At 58.6% G+C, this 16,248-nt stretch carries 18 protein-coding genes; 9 read left to right on the top strand and 9 right to left on the bottom strand.

Going from position 1 to position 16,248, the window contains the following annotated elements; genetic code table 11:
• Window positions 1-27: 27 nt before the first annotated feature.
• Together J7382_RS16580 and hisF are read right to left on the bottom strand one after the other, a co-directional pair.
• Window positions 28-345: a phosphoribosyl-ATP diphosphatase gene (locus tag J7382_RS16580; RefSeq protein WP_209070126.1), complete on the bottom strand. Its 318-nt coding sequence runs from the start codon at window positions 343-345 to the stop codon at window positions 28-30.
• Window positions 342-1,139 carry an imidazole glycerol phosphate synthase subunit HisF gene (hisF, locus tag J7382_RS16585; protein ID WP_209070127.1) on the bottom strand — a complete coding sequence of 266 codons (798 nt, stop codon included), beginning with the start codon at window positions 1,137-1,139 and terminating at the stop codon, window positions 342-344. Before hisF ends, J7382_RS16580 begins: the two co-directional genes overlap by 4 nt.
• Before the next feature lie 145 nt (window positions 1,140-1,284).
• Between hisF and J7382_RS16590 the strand changes: the two genes are divergently transcribed.
• Window positions 1,285-1,728, top strand: a complete 444-nt coding sequence (locus J7382_RS16590) for a DUF302 domain-containing protein (protein ID WP_209070128.1) — start codon at window positions 1,285-1,287, stop codon at window positions 1,726-1,728.
• A gap of 69 nt (window positions 1,729-1,797) precedes the next feature.
• On the opposite strand, the gene hisA is transcribed toward J7382_RS16590, so the two are convergent.
• Window positions 1,798-2,520, bottom strand: a complete 723-nt coding sequence (hisA, locus tag J7382_RS16595) for a 1-(5-phosphoribosyl)-5-[(5-phosphoribosylamino)methylideneamino]imidazole-4-carboxamide isomerase (RefSeq protein WP_209070129.1) — start codon at window positions 2,518-2,520, stop codon at window positions 1,798-1,800.
• 206 nt (window positions 2,521-2,726) lie between these two features.
• On the opposite strand from hisA, the gene J7382_RS16600 reads away from it, so the two are divergent.
• Entirely contained in the window at window positions 2,727-3,119 is a 393-nt protein-coding gene (locus J7382_RS16600) for a DUF2147 domain-containing protein (RefSeq protein ID WP_058240483.1), read from the top strand.
• 74 nt (window positions 3,120-3,193) lie between these two features.
• On the opposite strand, the gene J7382_RS16605 is transcribed toward J7382_RS16600, so the two are convergent.
• Window positions 3,194-3,730 carry a peroxiredoxin-like family protein gene (locus tag J7382_RS16605; RefSeq protein WP_058240484.1) on the bottom strand — a complete coding sequence of 179 codons (537 nt, stop codon included), beginning with the start codon at window positions 3,728-3,730 and terminating at the stop codon, window positions 3,194-3,196.
• A gap of 93 nt (window positions 3,731-3,823) precedes the next feature.
• Between J7382_RS16605 and J7382_RS16610 the strand changes: the two genes are divergently transcribed.
• Entirely contained in the window at window positions 3,824-4,549 is a 726-nt protein-coding gene (locus tag J7382_RS16610; protein ID WP_209070130.1) for an AraC family transcriptional regulator, read from the top strand.
• 84 nt (window positions 4,550-4,633) lie between these two features.
• On the opposite strand, the gene hisH is transcribed toward J7382_RS16610, so the two are convergent.
• Window positions 4,634-5,272 carry an imidazole glycerol phosphate synthase subunit HisH gene (gene hisH / locus J7382_RS16615; protein WP_209070131.1) on the bottom strand — a complete coding sequence of 213 codons (639 nt, stop codon included), beginning with the start codon at window positions 5,270-5,272 and terminating at the stop codon, window positions 4,634-4,636.
• Between the two features lie 212 nt (window positions 5,273-5,484).
• On the opposite strand from hisH, the gene J7382_RS16620 reads away from it, so the two are divergent.
• Window positions 5,485-6,225 carry a transporter substrate-binding domain-containing protein gene (locus J7382_RS16620; protein WP_209070132.1) on the top strand — a complete coding sequence of 247 codons (741 nt, stop codon included), beginning with the start codon at window positions 5,485-5,487 and terminating at the stop codon, window positions 6,223-6,225.
• A gap of 88 nt (window positions 6,226-6,313) precedes the next feature.
• On the opposite strand, the gene hisB is transcribed toward J7382_RS16620, so the two are convergent.
• Window positions 6,314-6,901: an imidazoleglycerol-phosphate dehydratase HisB gene (gene hisB, locus J7382_RS16625; protein ID WP_209070133.1), complete on the bottom strand. Its 588-nt coding sequence runs from the start codon at window positions 6,899-6,901 to the stop codon at window positions 6,314-6,316.
• 131 nt (window positions 6,902-7,032) lie between these two features.
• Between hisB and J7382_RS16630 the strand changes: the two genes are divergently transcribed.
• The gene (locus J7382_RS16630) at window positions 7,033-7,272 is read left to right on the top strand and encodes an Lrp/AsnC ligand binding domain-containing protein (protein WP_058240489.1); all 240 of its coding nucleotides are present in this window, start codon (window positions 7,033-7,035) and stop codon (window positions 7,270-7,272) included.
• A 91-nt stretch (window positions 7,273-7,363) separates the two neighbouring features.
• Here the strand turns inward: J7382_RS16630 and guaD are convergent, their stop codons facing one another.
• Window positions 7,364-8,686: a guanine deaminase gene (gene guaD, locus J7382_RS16635; protein ID WP_209070134.1), complete on the bottom strand. Its 1,323-nt coding sequence runs from the start codon at window positions 8,684-8,686 to the stop codon at window positions 7,364-7,366.
• A gap of 205 nt (window positions 8,687-8,891) precedes the next feature.
• On the opposite strand from guaD, the gene mgtE reads away from it, so the two are divergent.
• Together mgtE and J7382_RS16645 are read left to right on the top strand one after the other, a co-directional pair.
• On the top strand, window positions 8,892-10,292 hold the full coding sequence (mgtE, locus tag J7382_RS16640) for a magnesium transporter (protein WP_209070135.1): 1,401 nt from the start codon (window positions 8,892-8,894) through the stop codon (window positions 10,290-10,292).
• 51 nt (window positions 10,293-10,343) lie between these two features.
• Window positions 10,344-10,910 carry a 5-formyltetrahydrofolate cyclo-ligase gene (locus J7382_RS16645; protein WP_209070258.1) on the top strand — a complete coding sequence of 189 codons (567 nt, stop codon included), beginning with the start codon at window positions 10,344-10,346 and terminating at the stop codon, window positions 10,908-10,910.
• Here the strand turns inward: J7382_RS16645 and J7382_RS16650 are convergent.
• Window positions 10,899-11,186, bottom strand: a complete 288-nt coding sequence (locus tag J7382_RS16650; RefSeq protein WP_247745076.1) for a DUF333 domain-containing protein — start codon at window positions 11,184-11,186, stop codon at window positions 10,899-10,901. The genes J7382_RS16645 and J7382_RS16650 overlap by 12 nt on opposite strands.
• A 145-nt stretch (window positions 11,187-11,331) precedes the next feature.
• On the opposite strand from J7382_RS16650, the gene J7382_RS16655 reads away from it, so the two are divergent.
• Window positions 11,332-12,150 carry a TIGR00282 family metallophosphoesterase gene (locus J7382_RS16655; protein WP_058240493.1) on the top strand — a complete coding sequence of 273 codons (819 nt, stop codon included), beginning with the start codon at window positions 11,332-11,334 and terminating at the stop codon, window positions 12,148-12,150.
• Window positions 12,151-12,379: 229 nt separating this feature from the next.
• A complete protein-coding gene (locus tag J7382_RS16660; RefSeq protein WP_209070136.1) occupies window positions 12,380-14,158 on the top strand; it encodes an SLC13 family permease in 1,779 nt (592 codons plus the stop codon).
• A gap of 349 nt (window positions 14,159-14,507) precedes the next feature.
• Here J7382_RS16660 and lpdA read toward each other — a convergent pair whose 3' ends face one another.
• Window positions 14,508-16,238 (bottom strand): dihydrolipoyl dehydrogenase, encoded by a 1,731-nt coding sequence (lpdA, locus tag J7382_RS16665; RefSeq protein ID WP_209070137.1) that lies wholly within the window; start codon window positions 16,236-16,238, stop codon window positions 14,508-14,510.
• Window positions 16,239-16,248: the final 10 nt, after the last annotated feature.

The following is a 16,248-nucleotide window of genomic DNA, read 5'->3' on the forward strand; positions in this document are numbered from 1 at the left end:
TGTCATGGCTTACGGCAAAGTCAGGTTTCAGGCCTTTGACCTTGCGGCTTTTTCCGCGATCCCGCTCATGCCTTGACGCCGTGCCAGCTCCGCCAGCACATCCTCCAGCGTCACATCCCGCGCCTCCAGCATCACCAGCAGGTGAAACAGCACATCCGCCGCCTCATAGGTCAGCTTCTCGCGGTCGCCCTTCACGGCTTCGATCACCGCCTCAATGGCCTCTTCGCCAAACTTCTCGGCGCATTTCTCCGGGCCTTTGGCCAAAAGCTTCGCTGTCCAGCTGCTTTCCGGGTCCGCTTTGGCACGCTCGGAAATAGTGGCGGCCAGATCGTTCAGAACACTCATGTCAGCCTCATCGGGATACCGGCGTCATGCATATATTGTTTGGCTTCCTGCACGGTGTATTCGCCAAAGTGGAAGATCGACGCCGCCAGAACCGCGCTTGCGCCGCCTTTGGTCACGCCTTCCACCAGATGGTCCAGATTGCCCACGCCGCCCGACGCAATCACCGGCACGTTGACCGCATCGCTGATCGCTTTGGTCAGAGGCAGGTTGAAGCCCGCCTTGGTGCCGTCGCGGTCCATCGAGGTCAGCAGGATTTCCCCTGCGCCTTTGGCCACCACGAGCTTGGCAAATTCCACCGCGTCAATCGGGTTGCCGTCCTGATCCAGTGCCGCCTTACGTCCGCCGTGGGTGAAGATCCCCCATTGGTTGGGCACACCTTTTTCATCATGACCGATGGTTTTGGCGTCAATTGCACAGACAATGCATTGGCTGCCAAATTGCGCTGCCGCTTCGGCAATCACATCCGGATTGGCCACAGCTGCGGAGTTGAAACTCACCTTATCCGCTCCGGCCAGCAACAGCCGGCGCACATCCGCCACGCTGCGCACACCCCCGCCCACGGTCAGCGGTACAAAGCACTGCTCCGCACAGCGCTGCACCATGTCGATCATCACACCCCGGTTGTCATGGGTGGCATGAATGTCCAGAAAGCAGATTTCATCCGCCCCCGCCGCGTCATAAGCGCGGGCGGCTTCCACCGGGTCGCCGGCATCACGCAGGCCAACAAAGTTTACACCTTTGACCACACGGCCATCGGCAACATCCAGACAGGGAATGATGCGGGTTTTAAGCATAGGTCACCTCTTTGCGCCTTCTTAACCGCTTGTCATGAGGACGCCAAGAGCGGGGTTTTCCCGCCTATCGAGAAAACGTGATTGGAATGTGACCACACTCTGGCGTGACACATATGTCGTAAACGTTATCTGGAAGGTCATGACTATGAAAAATTATCTCATCGCAGGAGCCATTGCCATGTCGACAACACTCCCCGCTCAGGCAGAGCTTCTGTCCGTGCCGTCCAAGAAACCCGTGGCCCAGACCATGGATGCGCTTCAGGCCGCCGTGGAAACCGCCGGTGCCAAGGTCTTTGCGCGTGTCGATCATGCCGGTGGCGCAGCCAATGTGGGCGCAGAGCTGGCCGATGCGGAGCTGCTGATCTTTGGCAATCCTAAGATTGGCACCCCCGCCATGCAGGCGGATATCAAGGCGGGTCTGTTTCTGCCCCTCAAAGTGCTGGCCTACGAGGATGCGAGCGGGGCGGTCTTCCTAACCTATGAAGACCCGGCACAGATGTTTGCGGGGCTGAACATTGCCGAAGATGCCGATTTTGTCGCCACCATGCGCGGCGCTTTGTCCAAGCTGACAGCGGCAGCGGCGCAATAAAAACGCCTATAAACAAAAGGCTCTGAAGCGATACTCCAGAGCCTTTTGCATGTTCACATATCGGTTGGCTTACGCTTTTAGCAGCGCCAGCGCCTCGGCAAGATCAATCGCCCCGTCATAAAGTGCGCGGCCTGAAATGGCGCCATTTAACGTCGCTCCGCAGTCTTTGAGCGCCTGAAGATCTTCCAGGGAGCTCACCCCGCCAGAGGCAATCACCGGGATCGACACCGCCTGTGCAAGCGCCGCAGTGGCTTCCACATTGGGGCCTTTCATCGCCCCATCACGCATAATGTCGGTGTAGATGATCGCAGCGACCCCGGCGTCCTCAAAGGACTTCGCCAGATCGGTGACCATCACATCGGTCTCCTCCGCCCAGCCTTTGGTCGCCACTTTGCCATTGCGGGCATCAATGCCCACAGCCACTTTGCCGGGGAATTCTTTCGCCGCTTCCCGCACCAGATTGGGGTTCTCAACCGCCACAGTGCCAAGGATCACGCGGCTCAGGCCTTTGTCGATCCAGCGCGCTATGGTGGCCATATCGCGAATACCCCCCCCCAGCTGCGCGGGCACATTGGTCTGCTTCAGGATTTCTTCCACGGGTGCGGCATTCACCGGCTCCCCGGCAAAGGCGCCATTGAGGTCCACAAGATGCAGCCATTCACAGCCCGCGTTTACAAACTCCATCGCTTGCGCAGCCGGGTTTTCGTTGAACACGGTCTCTTTGTCCATTTCACCATGCAGCAGGCGCACGGCATTGCCGTCTTTCAGGTCAATTGCGGGATAGAGGATCATGGGGCAGGGGCCTTATCATAAGTTTGGTGCCTGTTCCCTATGTGCAGGCACAGACAGGAAATCTCCGCAGTGGTTTTGCATGGTGTCGCAGAAATTGCAACGCAACCGGCCTCGCAAGGCTTGAGAAACGAGATGACCCTAAGTCACGGTTGATGGGAATCGCGCTCTGGCCCAAAGTTTTGGGCAATTGTTCAAGGGAGGACCTTATGAAAAAGACACTTTTGGCCGCAGCCATGACGCTCGCAGCTGCCACAACCGCTCTGGCAGATCCGGTAGAAGGCATCTGGAAAACCGCCGCAAACGACGAAGGCAGCTATCTTCATGTGAAAGTGGCCGCCTGCGGTAGTGATATCTGCGGCACCATTCACAAGGCCTTTGATGCCAGCGGTTCCGCCAATCCATCTTATGAAAACCTGGGCAAAAAGATGATCTGGGACATGGGGGTTGATGGCGGTGGTGCCTATTCCGGCGGCAAGATCTGGGCTCCGGATGCGGACAAGACCTACAAGTCCAAAATGAGCCTGAGTGGCAACACGCTAAAGGTGAAAGGCTGCGTCTCCGTGGTCTGCCGCAGCCAGAATTGGACACGCGTGAACTGATTTCTCAGGCACCGCGACATGCAAAAGGCGCAGGAGATCCCCTGCGCCTTTTGTGTTTTAACGATGGTCTGCGTTTACACGGCGCCCGTGTATTCGCCGCGTGCCGGGTAGTTGTTCTTAATGGCAAAATCCAGCGCCCCGAGCAGCTCGGAGAAATGCGGACGCACAAAAGGCATGGTCTGCACAGAGCCATAATAGAGCGACTGATCCGGGCTCACCATGAACAGACCGGGCTCAGAGAAGAGTGCAGGCTCTTCGATGCCAATGGAGGTTTTGCCGCGCGAGGTGGAGATATAAAGCCCCCATTCCTTGGCCACGGTCAGCGGCAGATCATACGCAATGCGCAGCCCTGTGGCTTCGATCTTCTCGGCCATGTCTTTGGCGCGCGCCTCGCCATCGCTGCTGACCGCAACGCAGGTCACGCCACGTTCGGCAAAGGCTTCCACCAGTTTCTCAAGCTCTTTGAGGTATGTGGCGCAGATCGGGCAGTGCAGACCGCGGTAAAAACACACCACCGTGCCGCGCTCAGAGCCTTCGCTGGCAAGATCAAACGTGCCACCGCCCACAAGCGGCAGGGTGAGGTTCGGGGTCTTCTGACGTGGCAACAGCATGGAAGTATCCTTTTGTTTGTGCTTTCTGGACTTATCGCCGGATTTAATGTCAAATAAATCCGATTGATCGTGCTAAAACACCGGATTTGACTAATGGATCGCCTTACCACGCTGGTTGAGAAATTTCACCTGACCGTGCAGCCCGCCCCGCTGAGCACGGCCAACCTGATTGCCATGGCGGGGGAGAATGGCGCGCCTGCGCGCGTGGTTTTCTTGACACGGGGCACGTCTCAGACTGCGCGAGCGGAGGGAGTCCTTTTTGCGGCCCATGTGGATTGGATGGGGATGACCAACCCATTGATGGCCTCTTTGCCCGATGAGGTCTGTTCTGATCTGAGCGGTGCCGAGGACAGTCGCGCGCTCGTGCGGCTGATGGCGGAGGAAACCACCGCCAACCGCTGTGGCGCGCAATCTGTGATCAACCGTCTGGGTGAAGCGCTGATGGTGCGCTTGCTGCGAGAGCAGATTTCTCAAGGCACCACAGATGTCGGTCTGCTGGCAGGATTGGCAGATCCCCGGTTGAGCCGCGCGATTGTTGCAATGCATGATTATCCCGGGCGGGTCTGGAGCAACGCGGATCTCGCGCAGGAGGCGGGGCTGTCTTTGTCGCGCTTTGCGGAACTTTTTGCCCAAACCGTGGGTGAAACGCCGATTGGTTACCTGCGGCGTTGGCGGCTCATTCTGGCCCATCAGGACATCATGCGTGGGGATCGCGTGGATGCTGTCGCCCGCCGCTATGCTTACAACAGTCCGGAAAGCTTCACCCGCGCCTTTCGCAAGGCCCATGGCGTTGCGCCCACAACCCTGCGCGCAGCCTAGCCTTTATTTGACTAGAAATATCCCAGGGTGAATTGCGCGTCCGCGCAAGAGGGGCTGGCCCCTCTCTTTTCTCTTCCGCTCCGCTTACGGCGCCCACTTCAGAAAGTTGCCAATCATCCGCAGGCCAATGTCTTGGCTTTTTTCCGGGTGGAACTGCATGCCCACCATGGTGTCGCGCCCGATAATGGCGGTCACATCGCCCCCATAGTCCACATGTGCCAGACGTTCTTCCGGCTTGGTTACATGAAACTGGTAGGAATGCACAAAATAGGTGTGATCACCGCTTTTGATCCCCTCAAGAAGCGCGTGCGGATGATCAATCACCAGATTGTTCCAGCCCATATGCGGGACTTTCAGCGAGGCATCCGTAGGCGTGATCTTTTCCACATCCCCTGCAATCCAGCCTAACCCCTCGGTCAGTTGGTACTCATGTCCTCGGCTTGCCATCAGCTGCATGCCCACACAGATCCCCAGAAACGGGCGGCCTTTTGTTTCCACGGCGTCCACCATGGCGTCATAGATGCCCTTGTGGCCGCGCAGCTCCTCGGCACAGGCCGGAAAGGCCCCATCGCCCGGCAGCACCAGACGGTCCGCTTGAGCCACCACATCCGCATCAGAGGTGACAACCACTTCGCCGCCATCCACTTCCACCGCCATACGTTGAAAGGCCTTCTCGGCGGAGTGCAGATTGCCGCTTTCATAATCAATGATGGCTGTGAGCATAGGGGCCTCCTGTGGTTGCCCTGCCCAAGTGCCGCCTAATGTGCGGCAGGTCAAGAGCGCGGGCACTGCCAGATCCACCGAAGGGAGCCCTTGTGTCTTAAAGTCTTCCCGAGGAGGAACAAATTTCGGCGGATATGGAAACAGGCGCAAGTTTGCAGAATGTAAACCTTTGAGGGTCAGGTTTTCCCGACAATCAACTCAGGAGTGTGAAGATGACTTTCATGAAACGCGCGATGACTGTGGCAGCTTTATCTGTCGGCCTTGCCTTTGGCGCCCAGGCCTCCGAACATCAGGTGATGTCGCTGGAATGGGCGCCATATGTGGGATCCGACTTGCCCGAAGGTGGTATCCTAGTGTCTGTCCTTGAGAAGGCTCTGGCCAAAAGTGGTCATAGCCTGTCGGTGGAATATCTTCCTTGGGCGCGGTCTCAGAAAAAGGCGGCGGATGACCCTTCCGTTTTGGGCTATTATCCCGCTTGGCCCAGTGAGGTGCAGGAAGGATTTTTTGCCTCCCCGGTGATTTACAGCTCTCCGGTTGGATTTGTTCAACGGCAGGACAACCCGATCAACTGGACCACGCTTGAAGACTTGCACGGTCTGACCGTTGTGGTGGTGCGCTCCTACGAATATCCGGAGGAATTTGAAGCCCTGATGGCCAGTGGCGCCATCGCAGTTCAGGAGGCCAGCGACGACGCCCAACTGTTAAAAATGGTGGCGGGTGGCCGTGGCGATATCGGTGTGATTGATCGCTTTGTGATGGCCGAGATGCTGACCACACCAGAGATGGCCAAAGTGAAAGACAAAGTCGCCTATAATGAACGCAATCTGGTGGAGTACCCGCTGGTTCTCGCCATGCGCGACACGCCGGAAAATCAGGCGCTGGCTGTGGCGCTGGACAGTGCGTTGCAACAAATGCCTGTGGATGAGATGGTCAGGCAAGCTTTTGAGAACTGAATAAAAAAGACGGGCACCGCTCTTGGATGTGCCCGTCTTTTTTGAGTGAAGATCGCTTGGAGGCCCCGGTGAGAGTGGGCCTGTGTGTTTAAAGCGCGCCTTTGGTGGAGGGGATGGCATCCGCCTTGCGTGGATCGACCTCCACAGCCTCGCGCAGCGCCCGTGCCACGGCCTTGAAGGTGGCTTCGGCAATGTGGTGGCTGTTGAAGCCATGGATCTGATCCACATGCAGCGTGATGCCGCCATGGGTGGCAAAGCCCTGAAAGAACTCACGCACCAGCTCTGTGTCAAAGCCGCCAATCTTCTGGGTTGGCATATCGTTGTTCCAGATCAGGAAGGGACGCGCCGACAGATCCAGACTTGCGCGCACCTGCGCGTCATCCATGGGCAGGTGGCAGGTGGCATAGCGACGAATGCCTTTCTTGTCGCCCAGAGCTTGCGTAAGCGCCTGACCCAGCGCAATGCCCACATCTTCCACCGTGTGATGGTCATCAATGTGATAGTCCCCTTCGGCGCGGATCGTCATGTCAATCAGGCTGTGGCGCGACAGCTGATCGAGCATGTGGTCAAAAAAACCCACGCCGGTCTGATTGTCATAAGTGCCGCTGCCGTCAAGATTGATCTCAACGGAGATATTGGTTTCCGCGGTGGCGCGGGTCACGCTTGCCTTGCGCATGGGGAGATCCTTCACAGTAAGTGCCCCTGCCTTATAGGCAGCAGGGCGGGGCGGGCCAAGGGGGCGCAGTTTGCGATTGTGGTCAGGGTGGCATTTGTGCCAGCTTGGCGCCAAATCACTTGAGGGCTGTCATGACCACCTGCGTCTTTATCCAGATCCGCTGCAAACCCGGCACCACCTACCGCGTGGCCGAAGAGATTGCGCTGAAGGAAATTCACTCTGAACTGCATTCCACCAGCGGGGACTATGATCTGCTGATGAAGCTCTACATCCCGGATGGTGAGGATGTGGGCAAATTTATCAATCAGCACATGCTGGATATTCCCAATATCGAGCGCACGTTGACCACATTGACTTTTAAAGCGTTTTAAACGGTCTGCGCCATGGCGGCGCAGCCAGATGTCTCAGCCCTGCGCCTCCTGCGGCGGGCTTCGCGCAGACCTGCGTCCTGAACAGGCGGCGTCAGGTTGCGGCGAGGGTGACAGCCTTTAGCGCGTTGTGGTGGCGTCCACCAATCCACGTGGCCGCAATGGCGCGGTCATCCCCCATCATGAGTGTGGGAAACAGCGCCTCCCAGAGATCTTCGGCCCGCTTGCTGCGCTGGGCTATATCGGGCGTGCTGGCCAGATCCAGCACCACCAGATCTGCCTCCAGTCCTGGCGCGAGGTTCCCAATCTGATCCTGCAGATGCAGCACCTGTGCCGCGCCCTGTGTGGCCAGCCACATCAGCTCTGCGGCATGCAGCGGGTGATGGCGCAGCTGTGCCACCTCATAGGCCGTTGCCATGGTGCGCAGCATGGAAAAACTCGATCCGCCACCGGTGTCCGTGGCCAGCCCGACGCGTTGGCCCGCATTGATCAACCCTTTCATGTCAAACAGGCCAGAGCCGATAAAGGTATTGGAGGTTGGGCAATGCACAAGCCCAGCGCCCATCTCGCGCAGCCGGTCTGCTTCACGTGGCTCCAGATGGATCGCATGGCCATAGACACCGCGCTTGCCCAGCAGACCAAACTGCTCATAGGTGTCCAGATAATCCCGCGCCTGCGGAAACAGCGCCTTCACCCAGACAATTTCATCAAGCTGCTCGCTCAGATGGGTCTGCATCAGGCAATCCGGCCGCTCCGCCCAGAGCGCGCCAAGCGCCTCAAGCTGCGCCGGGGTTGACGTGGGCGAAAACCGGGGCGTGATGGCATAGCTGAGACGATCCACCCCATGCCAGCGGTCTATCAGGGTTTTACTGTCATCATAGGCGCTTTGGGCGCTGTCGCGCAGGCCCTCCGGGGCATTGCGATCCATGCAGGTCTTGCCCGCAACCACACGCTGACCACGCGCTTGCGCTGCGGAGAAAAACGCTGTCACGGACTCCGGATGAATGGTGCAGTAGCTGGCCATGGTGGTGACGCCATGACGCGCACTCAGATCAAGGTAGCGGCTAGCAATCTCTGCGGCATAGGCCGGATCAACAAAGCGCATTTCTTCGGGGAAGGTGTAGCTGTTGAGCCAGTCAATCAGCCGCTTGCCCCAACTCGCGATAATGCCTGTTTGAGGATAATGCACATGCGCGTCCACAAAGCCCGCACAGATCAGTTTGTCACCATAGTCCACCACTTCCGCCTGCGGATGAGCGGCCTTCAGCGTTGCGCCATCACTCACCTCGGTGATTTTGCCAGCTGTGATCAAAACACCGCCATGGCGGTGATGACGCACGGCCTCTTCCAGCGGGGCCGCAAAGGGGCTTTTCACAAAAGACAGGGTCTGACCCAGCAAAATGGTGGGGGCGGGCATCACATCTCTCCTGTGCAGATCGGGTCGGGAGCGCAGAACAAGCAGACAATATCAAAAAGCGGCCTTTTTTGAGAGCAAAACCGTCGCATCCCATTGAGTTCCTTGTCAGCTTTAAACTATGGTCCGGCGCAAGTCCAAGCCCTTGCCGGGGCGATGTCCTTCCAGAGCAGATGCCCATTTGCGGCCAGACGAGAGAGCAGGTGTTATGACCCAAGCCATCGATCAAACCGCGTCAGATTTTATGGAAGATCAAGACGTGGAAGACTACGCGCTGAACAAACGCGTGGTGGCGGGCATTCTCTATGCGTTGGAAGCCGCAGACCGTGCCACGCTGCTGGAGCTGATGGAGCCGCTGCACCCGGCAGACATCGCCGACCTGATGGAGCAGATCAACCCGTTTGACCGGCGTCGTCTGGTGCAGCTCTATGGCGCGGAGTTTGACGGGGAGATCCTCTCGGAACTGGATGAGGGTCTGCGCGAAGAGGTCATGAACATCCTGCGCCCGGATGTGCTGGCCGAAGCGGTGCGCGAGCTTGAGAGCGACGACATCGTAGATCTTGTGGAAGATCTGGATGAACCAGCGCAGGAAGCCATTCTGGATCAGCTGGAAGACGCGGATCGTGTCGCCGTTGAACAGGCGCTGAGCTATCCGGAAAACACCGCTGGCCGTTTGATGCAACGCGAGACTGTCTGTGCGCCAGAGCATTGGTCCGTGGGGGAGGCGATTGATTTCCTGCGCAATGCTGAAGAGCTGCCAGAGCAATTCTATCACGTGATCCTGGTGGATCCACGGATGAAACCTGTGGGCAATATCACATTGGGCAAACTGATGTCCTCACGCCGGACATTGCCGCTGCAATCCATCGTCGAAGAGGTGTTTCAGGTCATCCCCGTCACACAGGACGAAGAGGATGTGGCCTATGCCTTCAACCAGTATCACCTGATCTCTGCTCCGGTGGTGGATGCCGATGAGCGTCTGGTGGGGGTAATCACCATTGATGACGCCATGGCGGTGCTGGATGAGGAGCATGAAGAAGACATCCTGCGTCTGGCCGGGGTGAGCGATGAGGCCAGCCTGTCAGACACCATTCTGGATGCCGCCAAAGGCCGGGCCACTTGGCTTTTTGTGAATCTGCTCACCGCCATTCTGGCCTCTGGCGTGATCAACCTCTTTGCCGATACCGTTGATCAAATGGTGGCGTTGGCGGTGCTGATGCCGATTGTGGCCTCCATGGGGGGCAACGCGGGAACACAGACCATGACGGTCACGGTGCGCGCATTGGCCACCAAAGACCTGACCGCGCAAAATGCCTGGCGGGTGATCCGACGGGAGCTTTCCGTTGGCGCGCTTAATGGGGCGCTCTTTGGCTTTATCATGGCGCTGGTGGCTGGGCTCTGGTTTGGCGTGCCCATGCTGGCTGTGGTGATTGGCGTGGCGATGCTTCTGACACAGATCGCCGCCGCGCTGGGCGGCATTCTCATTCCCATGGCACTTGATCGAGCCAATATCGACCCGGCCTTGGCCTCTGGCCCTTTTGTCACCACGGTGACCGATGTTGTGGGGTTCTTCCTGTTCTTGGGGCTTGCGGCGCGTGTCTTGCTCTGATCTGCGCGCCCGTTGTCACACATACATTTTTTCCTATGATCTGGAGACTGCCTGATGGATCTCATCGAACAGAAAGCCGCCGCCCGTAAGGCGGCCTTTGCCCGCCGCAAAGAGGCTTTTGCCAATGCTGGCCCCGGGCAGTCCGCCCATCTCTCCGAAGTGCTTGCCGGCTATCGCGGTGTGCCGCTGGCGGGCTATATGCCGATCCGCACGGAGATCTCTCCGCTGGCCGCTATGGCCGAGGCTGCGGCGCATGGCCCGGTGGGTGTGCCAGTCATTCAGGCCGAAGCCACGCCGCTGGAGTTTTCCCGCTGGGAGCCGGATGGCGCGCTTAAGGCAGGGCCCTTTGGGGCGCAGGTGCCGGTTGTGGATGACTATTTTGATCCGGAAATCGTGATCGTGCCGCTGGTGGGCTTTGACCTGAGCGGCGGGCGGCTTGGCTATGGCGGCGGCTTTTATGACCGCACGCTGGAGCGCCTGCGCGCACGCCGTGCCACTTTGGCGATTGGCTTTGCCTTTGATGCGCAGGAGGCGGCCGGGCTGCCTCTGGAGGCCACCGACCAGCCTTTGGACATGATCATCACGGAAAGCCGTGTGATCGAGTTCTCATGCCCCTGATGGGGCCTCTGGGGTGGCGCTCAGGTCCGGGTTTGCGCCCGTGGCATTTTCCCGGAAATACTGCCAGGCATCCTGCTCGCTGCCCTGTTTGAATTTGCAGACGCCATATTGATTGCCGTCCGCACCCTGACGGATCTCATAGCTGTGGCCCTGATTGACGCAAAAACTCGCAGCAGGATTGGCAGCACTCGTGGGGTCATTGGCATAGACCTGATCCTGACAGGCGCCCAGCACCCAAAGCCCACCCAGAGCGCCAATTGTCATCATCGCTTTCATTTTATTTGTCCTCGGTTGAGATATTTCCCCCACGATAACGTCTTGGGGGAAAGGGACAAGTGCTGTGATCCTGACGCATGATCATCCCTAAGATTTGAGGCCATGCCCTTGCCAAGCGCTGCGCCGGAGCCTAGGACCGTGTCCCATGAAGATACTTTTCCTCGGTGATGTGATGGGCCGCGCGGGACGTGCGGCTGTGATGGAACGCCTTCCCAAGCTGCGGGAAGCTTGGCGGTTGGATTTTGTCGTGGTGAACGGCGAGAACGCGTCCAACGGCATGGGGCTCTCAGGGGCGCATGCCAAAGCGCTACTGGAGGCCGGGGCAGATTGCATTACACTTGGCGATCATGCCTTTGACCAGAAAGACATGATGCAGTTCATCCAATCTGAGCCACGTATCCTGCGCCCATTGAACTATGCGCGCGGCGATGTGCCCGGCAAGGGTTTTCGGGTGTTTGAGGCGCGCGGTGGCCGTAAGGTGCTGGTGACACAGGCGCTGGGACAGGTGTTCATGAAGCAGCCCTACAGTGATCCCTTCTCAGCGGTTGATCAGGTGCTGCGGGCCCATCCGCGCGGCGGGCTGGTGCAGGCGGCGATTGTAGATATGCACTGTGAAGCCACGTCTGAAAAAATGGGCATGGGTCATTATTGCGATGGCCGCGTGAGCCTTGTGGTGGGAACCCACACGCATGTGCCAACCGCAGATACGCAAATCCTGCCCGGCGGCACCGCCTTTCAGGCTGATGCTGGCATGTGTGGTGATTACAATTCGGTCATTGGCATGGAAAAGGCCGAACCCATGCGCCGCTTTGTCACCGGCATGCCCAAAGCGCGGTTCACCCCGGCATTGGGGGAGGCGACGCTTTCAGGTGTCTATGTAGAAACCGATGACCGCACCGGCGCGGCAACCCGTATCGAAATGGTGCGTCAAGGCGGGCGACTGAGCCAGGCCGGGCCTGCCTGAGCCCCTGAGTTTCTGTCGCGGATCTTTCATCGATTCTCTACCTGTCAGGCCAATCACGACCACGCGCGCCACGGATGTCGGCGCGCGATGCCAGACTTATGCTCGAATGCCCCGGAGCACCGCCCGCGCACGACCGTTGCGCGTGCTTTGCTCCTGCGTCACTGCGAAAATGGCTTGTTCGACATGAGGGCCATGGTAGAACTTCTCCGCTGACAAGAGCAGGACAACTATGGATCTTTTTGCGTTTTCTCAAACCACACAGGCTGTTCTGGCCCTGCTGACCGTGGCGGGCATGTTTGTGCTCTTTCTGAAGGAAGTCTACCCGACAGAGGTGGTGGCCATCGGCGGCGTGGCGCTGCTCCTGTTTCTGGGGGTCTTGCCCTATGAGGCGGCGCTGGGTGTCCTGTCCAACCCGGCTCCTTGGACCATTGCGGCCATGTTCATCGTCATGGGGGCGCTGGTGCGGACTGGCGCGCTTTCGGCTTTCACGCAACTGGCCGATGGGCAGGCGCAGAAGCGCCCGGCCGTGGCCATTGTCATGTTGCTGGTGTTTGTGATCGTCGCTTCGGCCTTTGTGTCCAACACGCCGGTGGTTGTGGTGATGATCCCCGTGTTCACCCAATTGGCACGTACCTTGGGAACTTCGGCGTCCAAGCTTCTGATTCCACTCAGTTATGCCGCCATCTTGGGCGGTACTCTGACGCTGATCGGCACCTCGACAAACCTCTTGGTAGATGGGGTTGCACGGGAACAGGGGCTGACACCGTTCAGCATCTTTGAGGTCACCCCGCTTGGCATCATCCTTGTCGCTTGGGGCATGTTCTATCTCTATGTGTTTGGCCGCCGCCTTTTGCCGGAACGCGCCAGTATGGCGGACATGCTCTCCAACCGCAGCCAAATGAAATTCTTCACTGAAGCGGTGATTCCGCCGGAAAGCAACCTCGTGGGGCGCGAAGTCACCGGGGTGCAGCTTTTTAAAAGAGACGGTGTGCGCTTGATTGACGTGATCCGTGGCGACACCTCGCTGCGCCGCAACCTCAAAGACGTAACGCTTCAGGTGGGCGACCGCGTGGTGCTGCGCACCAAAATGACCGAGCTTCTGAGTTTGCAGCGCAACAAATCACTCAAACGTCTGGATCAGGTGGGGGCGGTGGAAACCACCACGGTGGAGGCGCTGATCACGCCGGGGTGTCGTATGGTCGGACGCCGCCTTGGCTCGCTGCGCCTGCGCCGTCGCTATGGTGTCTATCCGTTGGCTGTGCACCGTCGCAATCAGAACATCGGCCAGCAACTTGATCAGCTGGTGGTGCGCGTAGGGGACACGCTGCTGTTGGAAGGGGCACCGGAAGACATTCAACGCTTGTCTTCGGATATGGATATGGTGGATGTCTCGCACCCGTCAGAGAGGGAATACCGCCGCGGCCATGCTCCAATTGCGCTTGGTGCGATGGCAGGGGTTGTGGTGCTGGCCGGACTGGGGCTTGCGCCCATTCTGCTCTTGTCCCTTCTGGCGGTGGCCGTTGTGTTGCTGACGCGCTGTATCGATGCCGATGAGGCCTTTTCGTTTGTGGATGGGCGCCTGCTGTCGCTGATCTTTGCCATGCTGGCCATTGGTGCCGCGCTGTCGCATTCCGGGGCGGTGTCACTGATTGTGAACGGCCTTGCCCCAGCTTTGCAGAATCTGCCGCCCTTCCTGCTGGTGTGGGCAATCTACCTGCTGACCTCCGTGTTAACGGAACTTGTGTCAAACAATGCCGTGGCCGTAGTTGTGACCCCAATTGCCGTAGGTCTGGCTCAGGCTATTGGCGTGGATCCCCGCCCATTGGTGATTGCGGTGATGGTGGCGGCCTCCGCCAGTTTCGCCACCCCGATTGGGTATCAGACCAACATGCTGGTGTTTGGCCCCGGCGGCTATAAGTTCACCGATTTTATGCGTGTGGGCATTCCGCTCAACCTGTCGATTGGTTTGCTGGCCTCGGTGCTCATTCCGCTGATGTGGCCACTGTAACGGCGAGGGTGGGGCTCCCGCGTCGGTTTGTGGCCTAGCGGCCCCATCACCGCCTTGGGCCCGGCTCCGCTGCGCGGAGAGAAAGCTGACGGCGGTGCTGTGACTGAGTTTGACCTGTCGCTGCAACGTGCATGAAAGTGTTGCGTGCCGTGCGTTCGCTTCACCTATCGGGGGGCGTGTAAAGCGTATCTCTTTACCGACGTAATACCGCTGCAATACCGACGCAAAACCGCAGTCGTTTTTTAAGATCGCGGCGCTGTTAACCTTTGAGTCGCCCCCACCGAGAAAAACCGCACAAAAAACGCGCCCCTTAAGGCGCGTTTTACTGCTGGCGAACACAGGATGTCGCTTACTTTTTCTTGCGCGGTGGCATGAGGTCCGTGATCGTGCCTTCAAACATTTCTGCGGCAAAATTCACTGTCTCACTCAGCGTTGGGTGCGGGTGGATGGTATGACCCAGATCCACCGCATCCGCGCCCATTTCAATGGCCAGCGCGACTTCGGCAATCAGGTCACCCGCGTTGGGGCCGACGATGCCAGCACCAATCACGCGCTCAGATTCTTCGTCGAAAATCAACTTGGTAAGCCCTTCAGAACGGCCCAGGCTGAGCGAGCGACCGGAAGCCGCCCAAGGGAATACGCCTTTGCCAACCTTCATGCCTTCGGCCTTGGCTTGTGTCTCTGTGACACCCACCCAAGCGACCTCTGGATCGGTGTAGGCCACCGAGGGAATCACCCGCGCATCAAAATGGCGCTTATGGCCCGCGGCCACCTCTGCGGCCACCTTGCCCTCATGCACCGCTTTATGGGCCAGCATGGGTTGCCCAACCACATCGCCAATGGCAAAAATATGAGGTACACCAGTGCGTTGCTGGCTGTCCACCGCAATGAAACCGCGCTCATCCACAGCCACACCGGCCGCCGCTGCGTTGATTTTTGCACCATTCGGGCGACGGCCCACCGCAACAAGAACTTTGTCAAAGGTATCAACCACTTCACCCTTGGGGCCTTCCATGGTGACCTTAAGACCAGCGTCCGTTGCATTAACCGCAGTGACTTTGGTTTTGGTTAGGATCGCCTCATAACGCCCCTCAATCCGCTTGTGCAGCGGTTTGACCACGTCTTTGTCAGCCCCGGGAATGATCTGATCCATGAACTCGACAATTGTCACTTTGGAACCAAGCGCATCATACACCGTGGCCATTTCCAGGCCGATGATGCCGCCACCCAGCACCAGAAGGCGCTCTGGCACGTCTTCCAGCTCCAGCGCGCCGGTGCTGTCGATCACGCGGGGATCGTCATGCGGTATGAAGGGCAGGGTGACAGGCTCAGAGCCTGCGGCGATCACACATTGGTCAAAGCTGACGGTGGATTTTGCGCCGTCGTTGTCCACTTCGATCATATTGGGGCCGGTGAAGGTGCCAAAGCCGTTTACAACCTGCACCTTGCGCGCCTTGGCCAATCCGGAAAGGCCGCCAGTCAATTGATTGACAACGCTTTCTTTCCAGCCGCGCAGCTTGTTGAGATCGACCTCAGGCTTGGCAAAGCTGATGCCGTGATCGCCCATTTCCTCTGCTTCGGTGATCACTTTCGCCGAGTGCAGGAGCGCCTTGGACGGGATACAGCCCACGTTGAGGCAGACACCACCAAGGGAGCTGTCTTTCTCAATCAGCACAACTTTCTTGCCCAGATCCGCCGCGCGGAAGGCTGCTGTGTAACCGCCCGGGCCAGAGCCCAAAACAACCACTTCGGCATGCACATCACCGGCACCTGTCGCAGTGCCAGTCGCGGCCACGGTTTGTGGTGCGGCAGGCGCCGCCGGAGCCGCCGCCTTGGGCGCCTCTTCTGCACCCTCGGCGCCCAGAACAATGATAAGGCTGCCCTCAGAGACATTGTCGCCTTCGGCCACTTTGATTTCTTTCACCACGCCTGAGGCAGGGGAAGGCACTTCCATGGTGGCCTTGTCGCTTTCCAGCTCGATCAGTGGATCCTCTGCGGCGACAGTGTCGCCAACAGAGACCAGAACGGAAACCACGGGAACTTCAGAAAAGTCACCAATATCAGGTACTTTGACGTCCATCTCTGCTCTC

Origin of the sequence: Shimia sp. R11_0, from assembly GCF_017744035.1 — a bacterium.
GTDB classification, from domain to species: domain Bacteria; phylum Pseudomonadota; class Alphaproteobacteria; order Rhodobacterales; family Rhodobacteraceae; genus Shimia; species Shimia marina.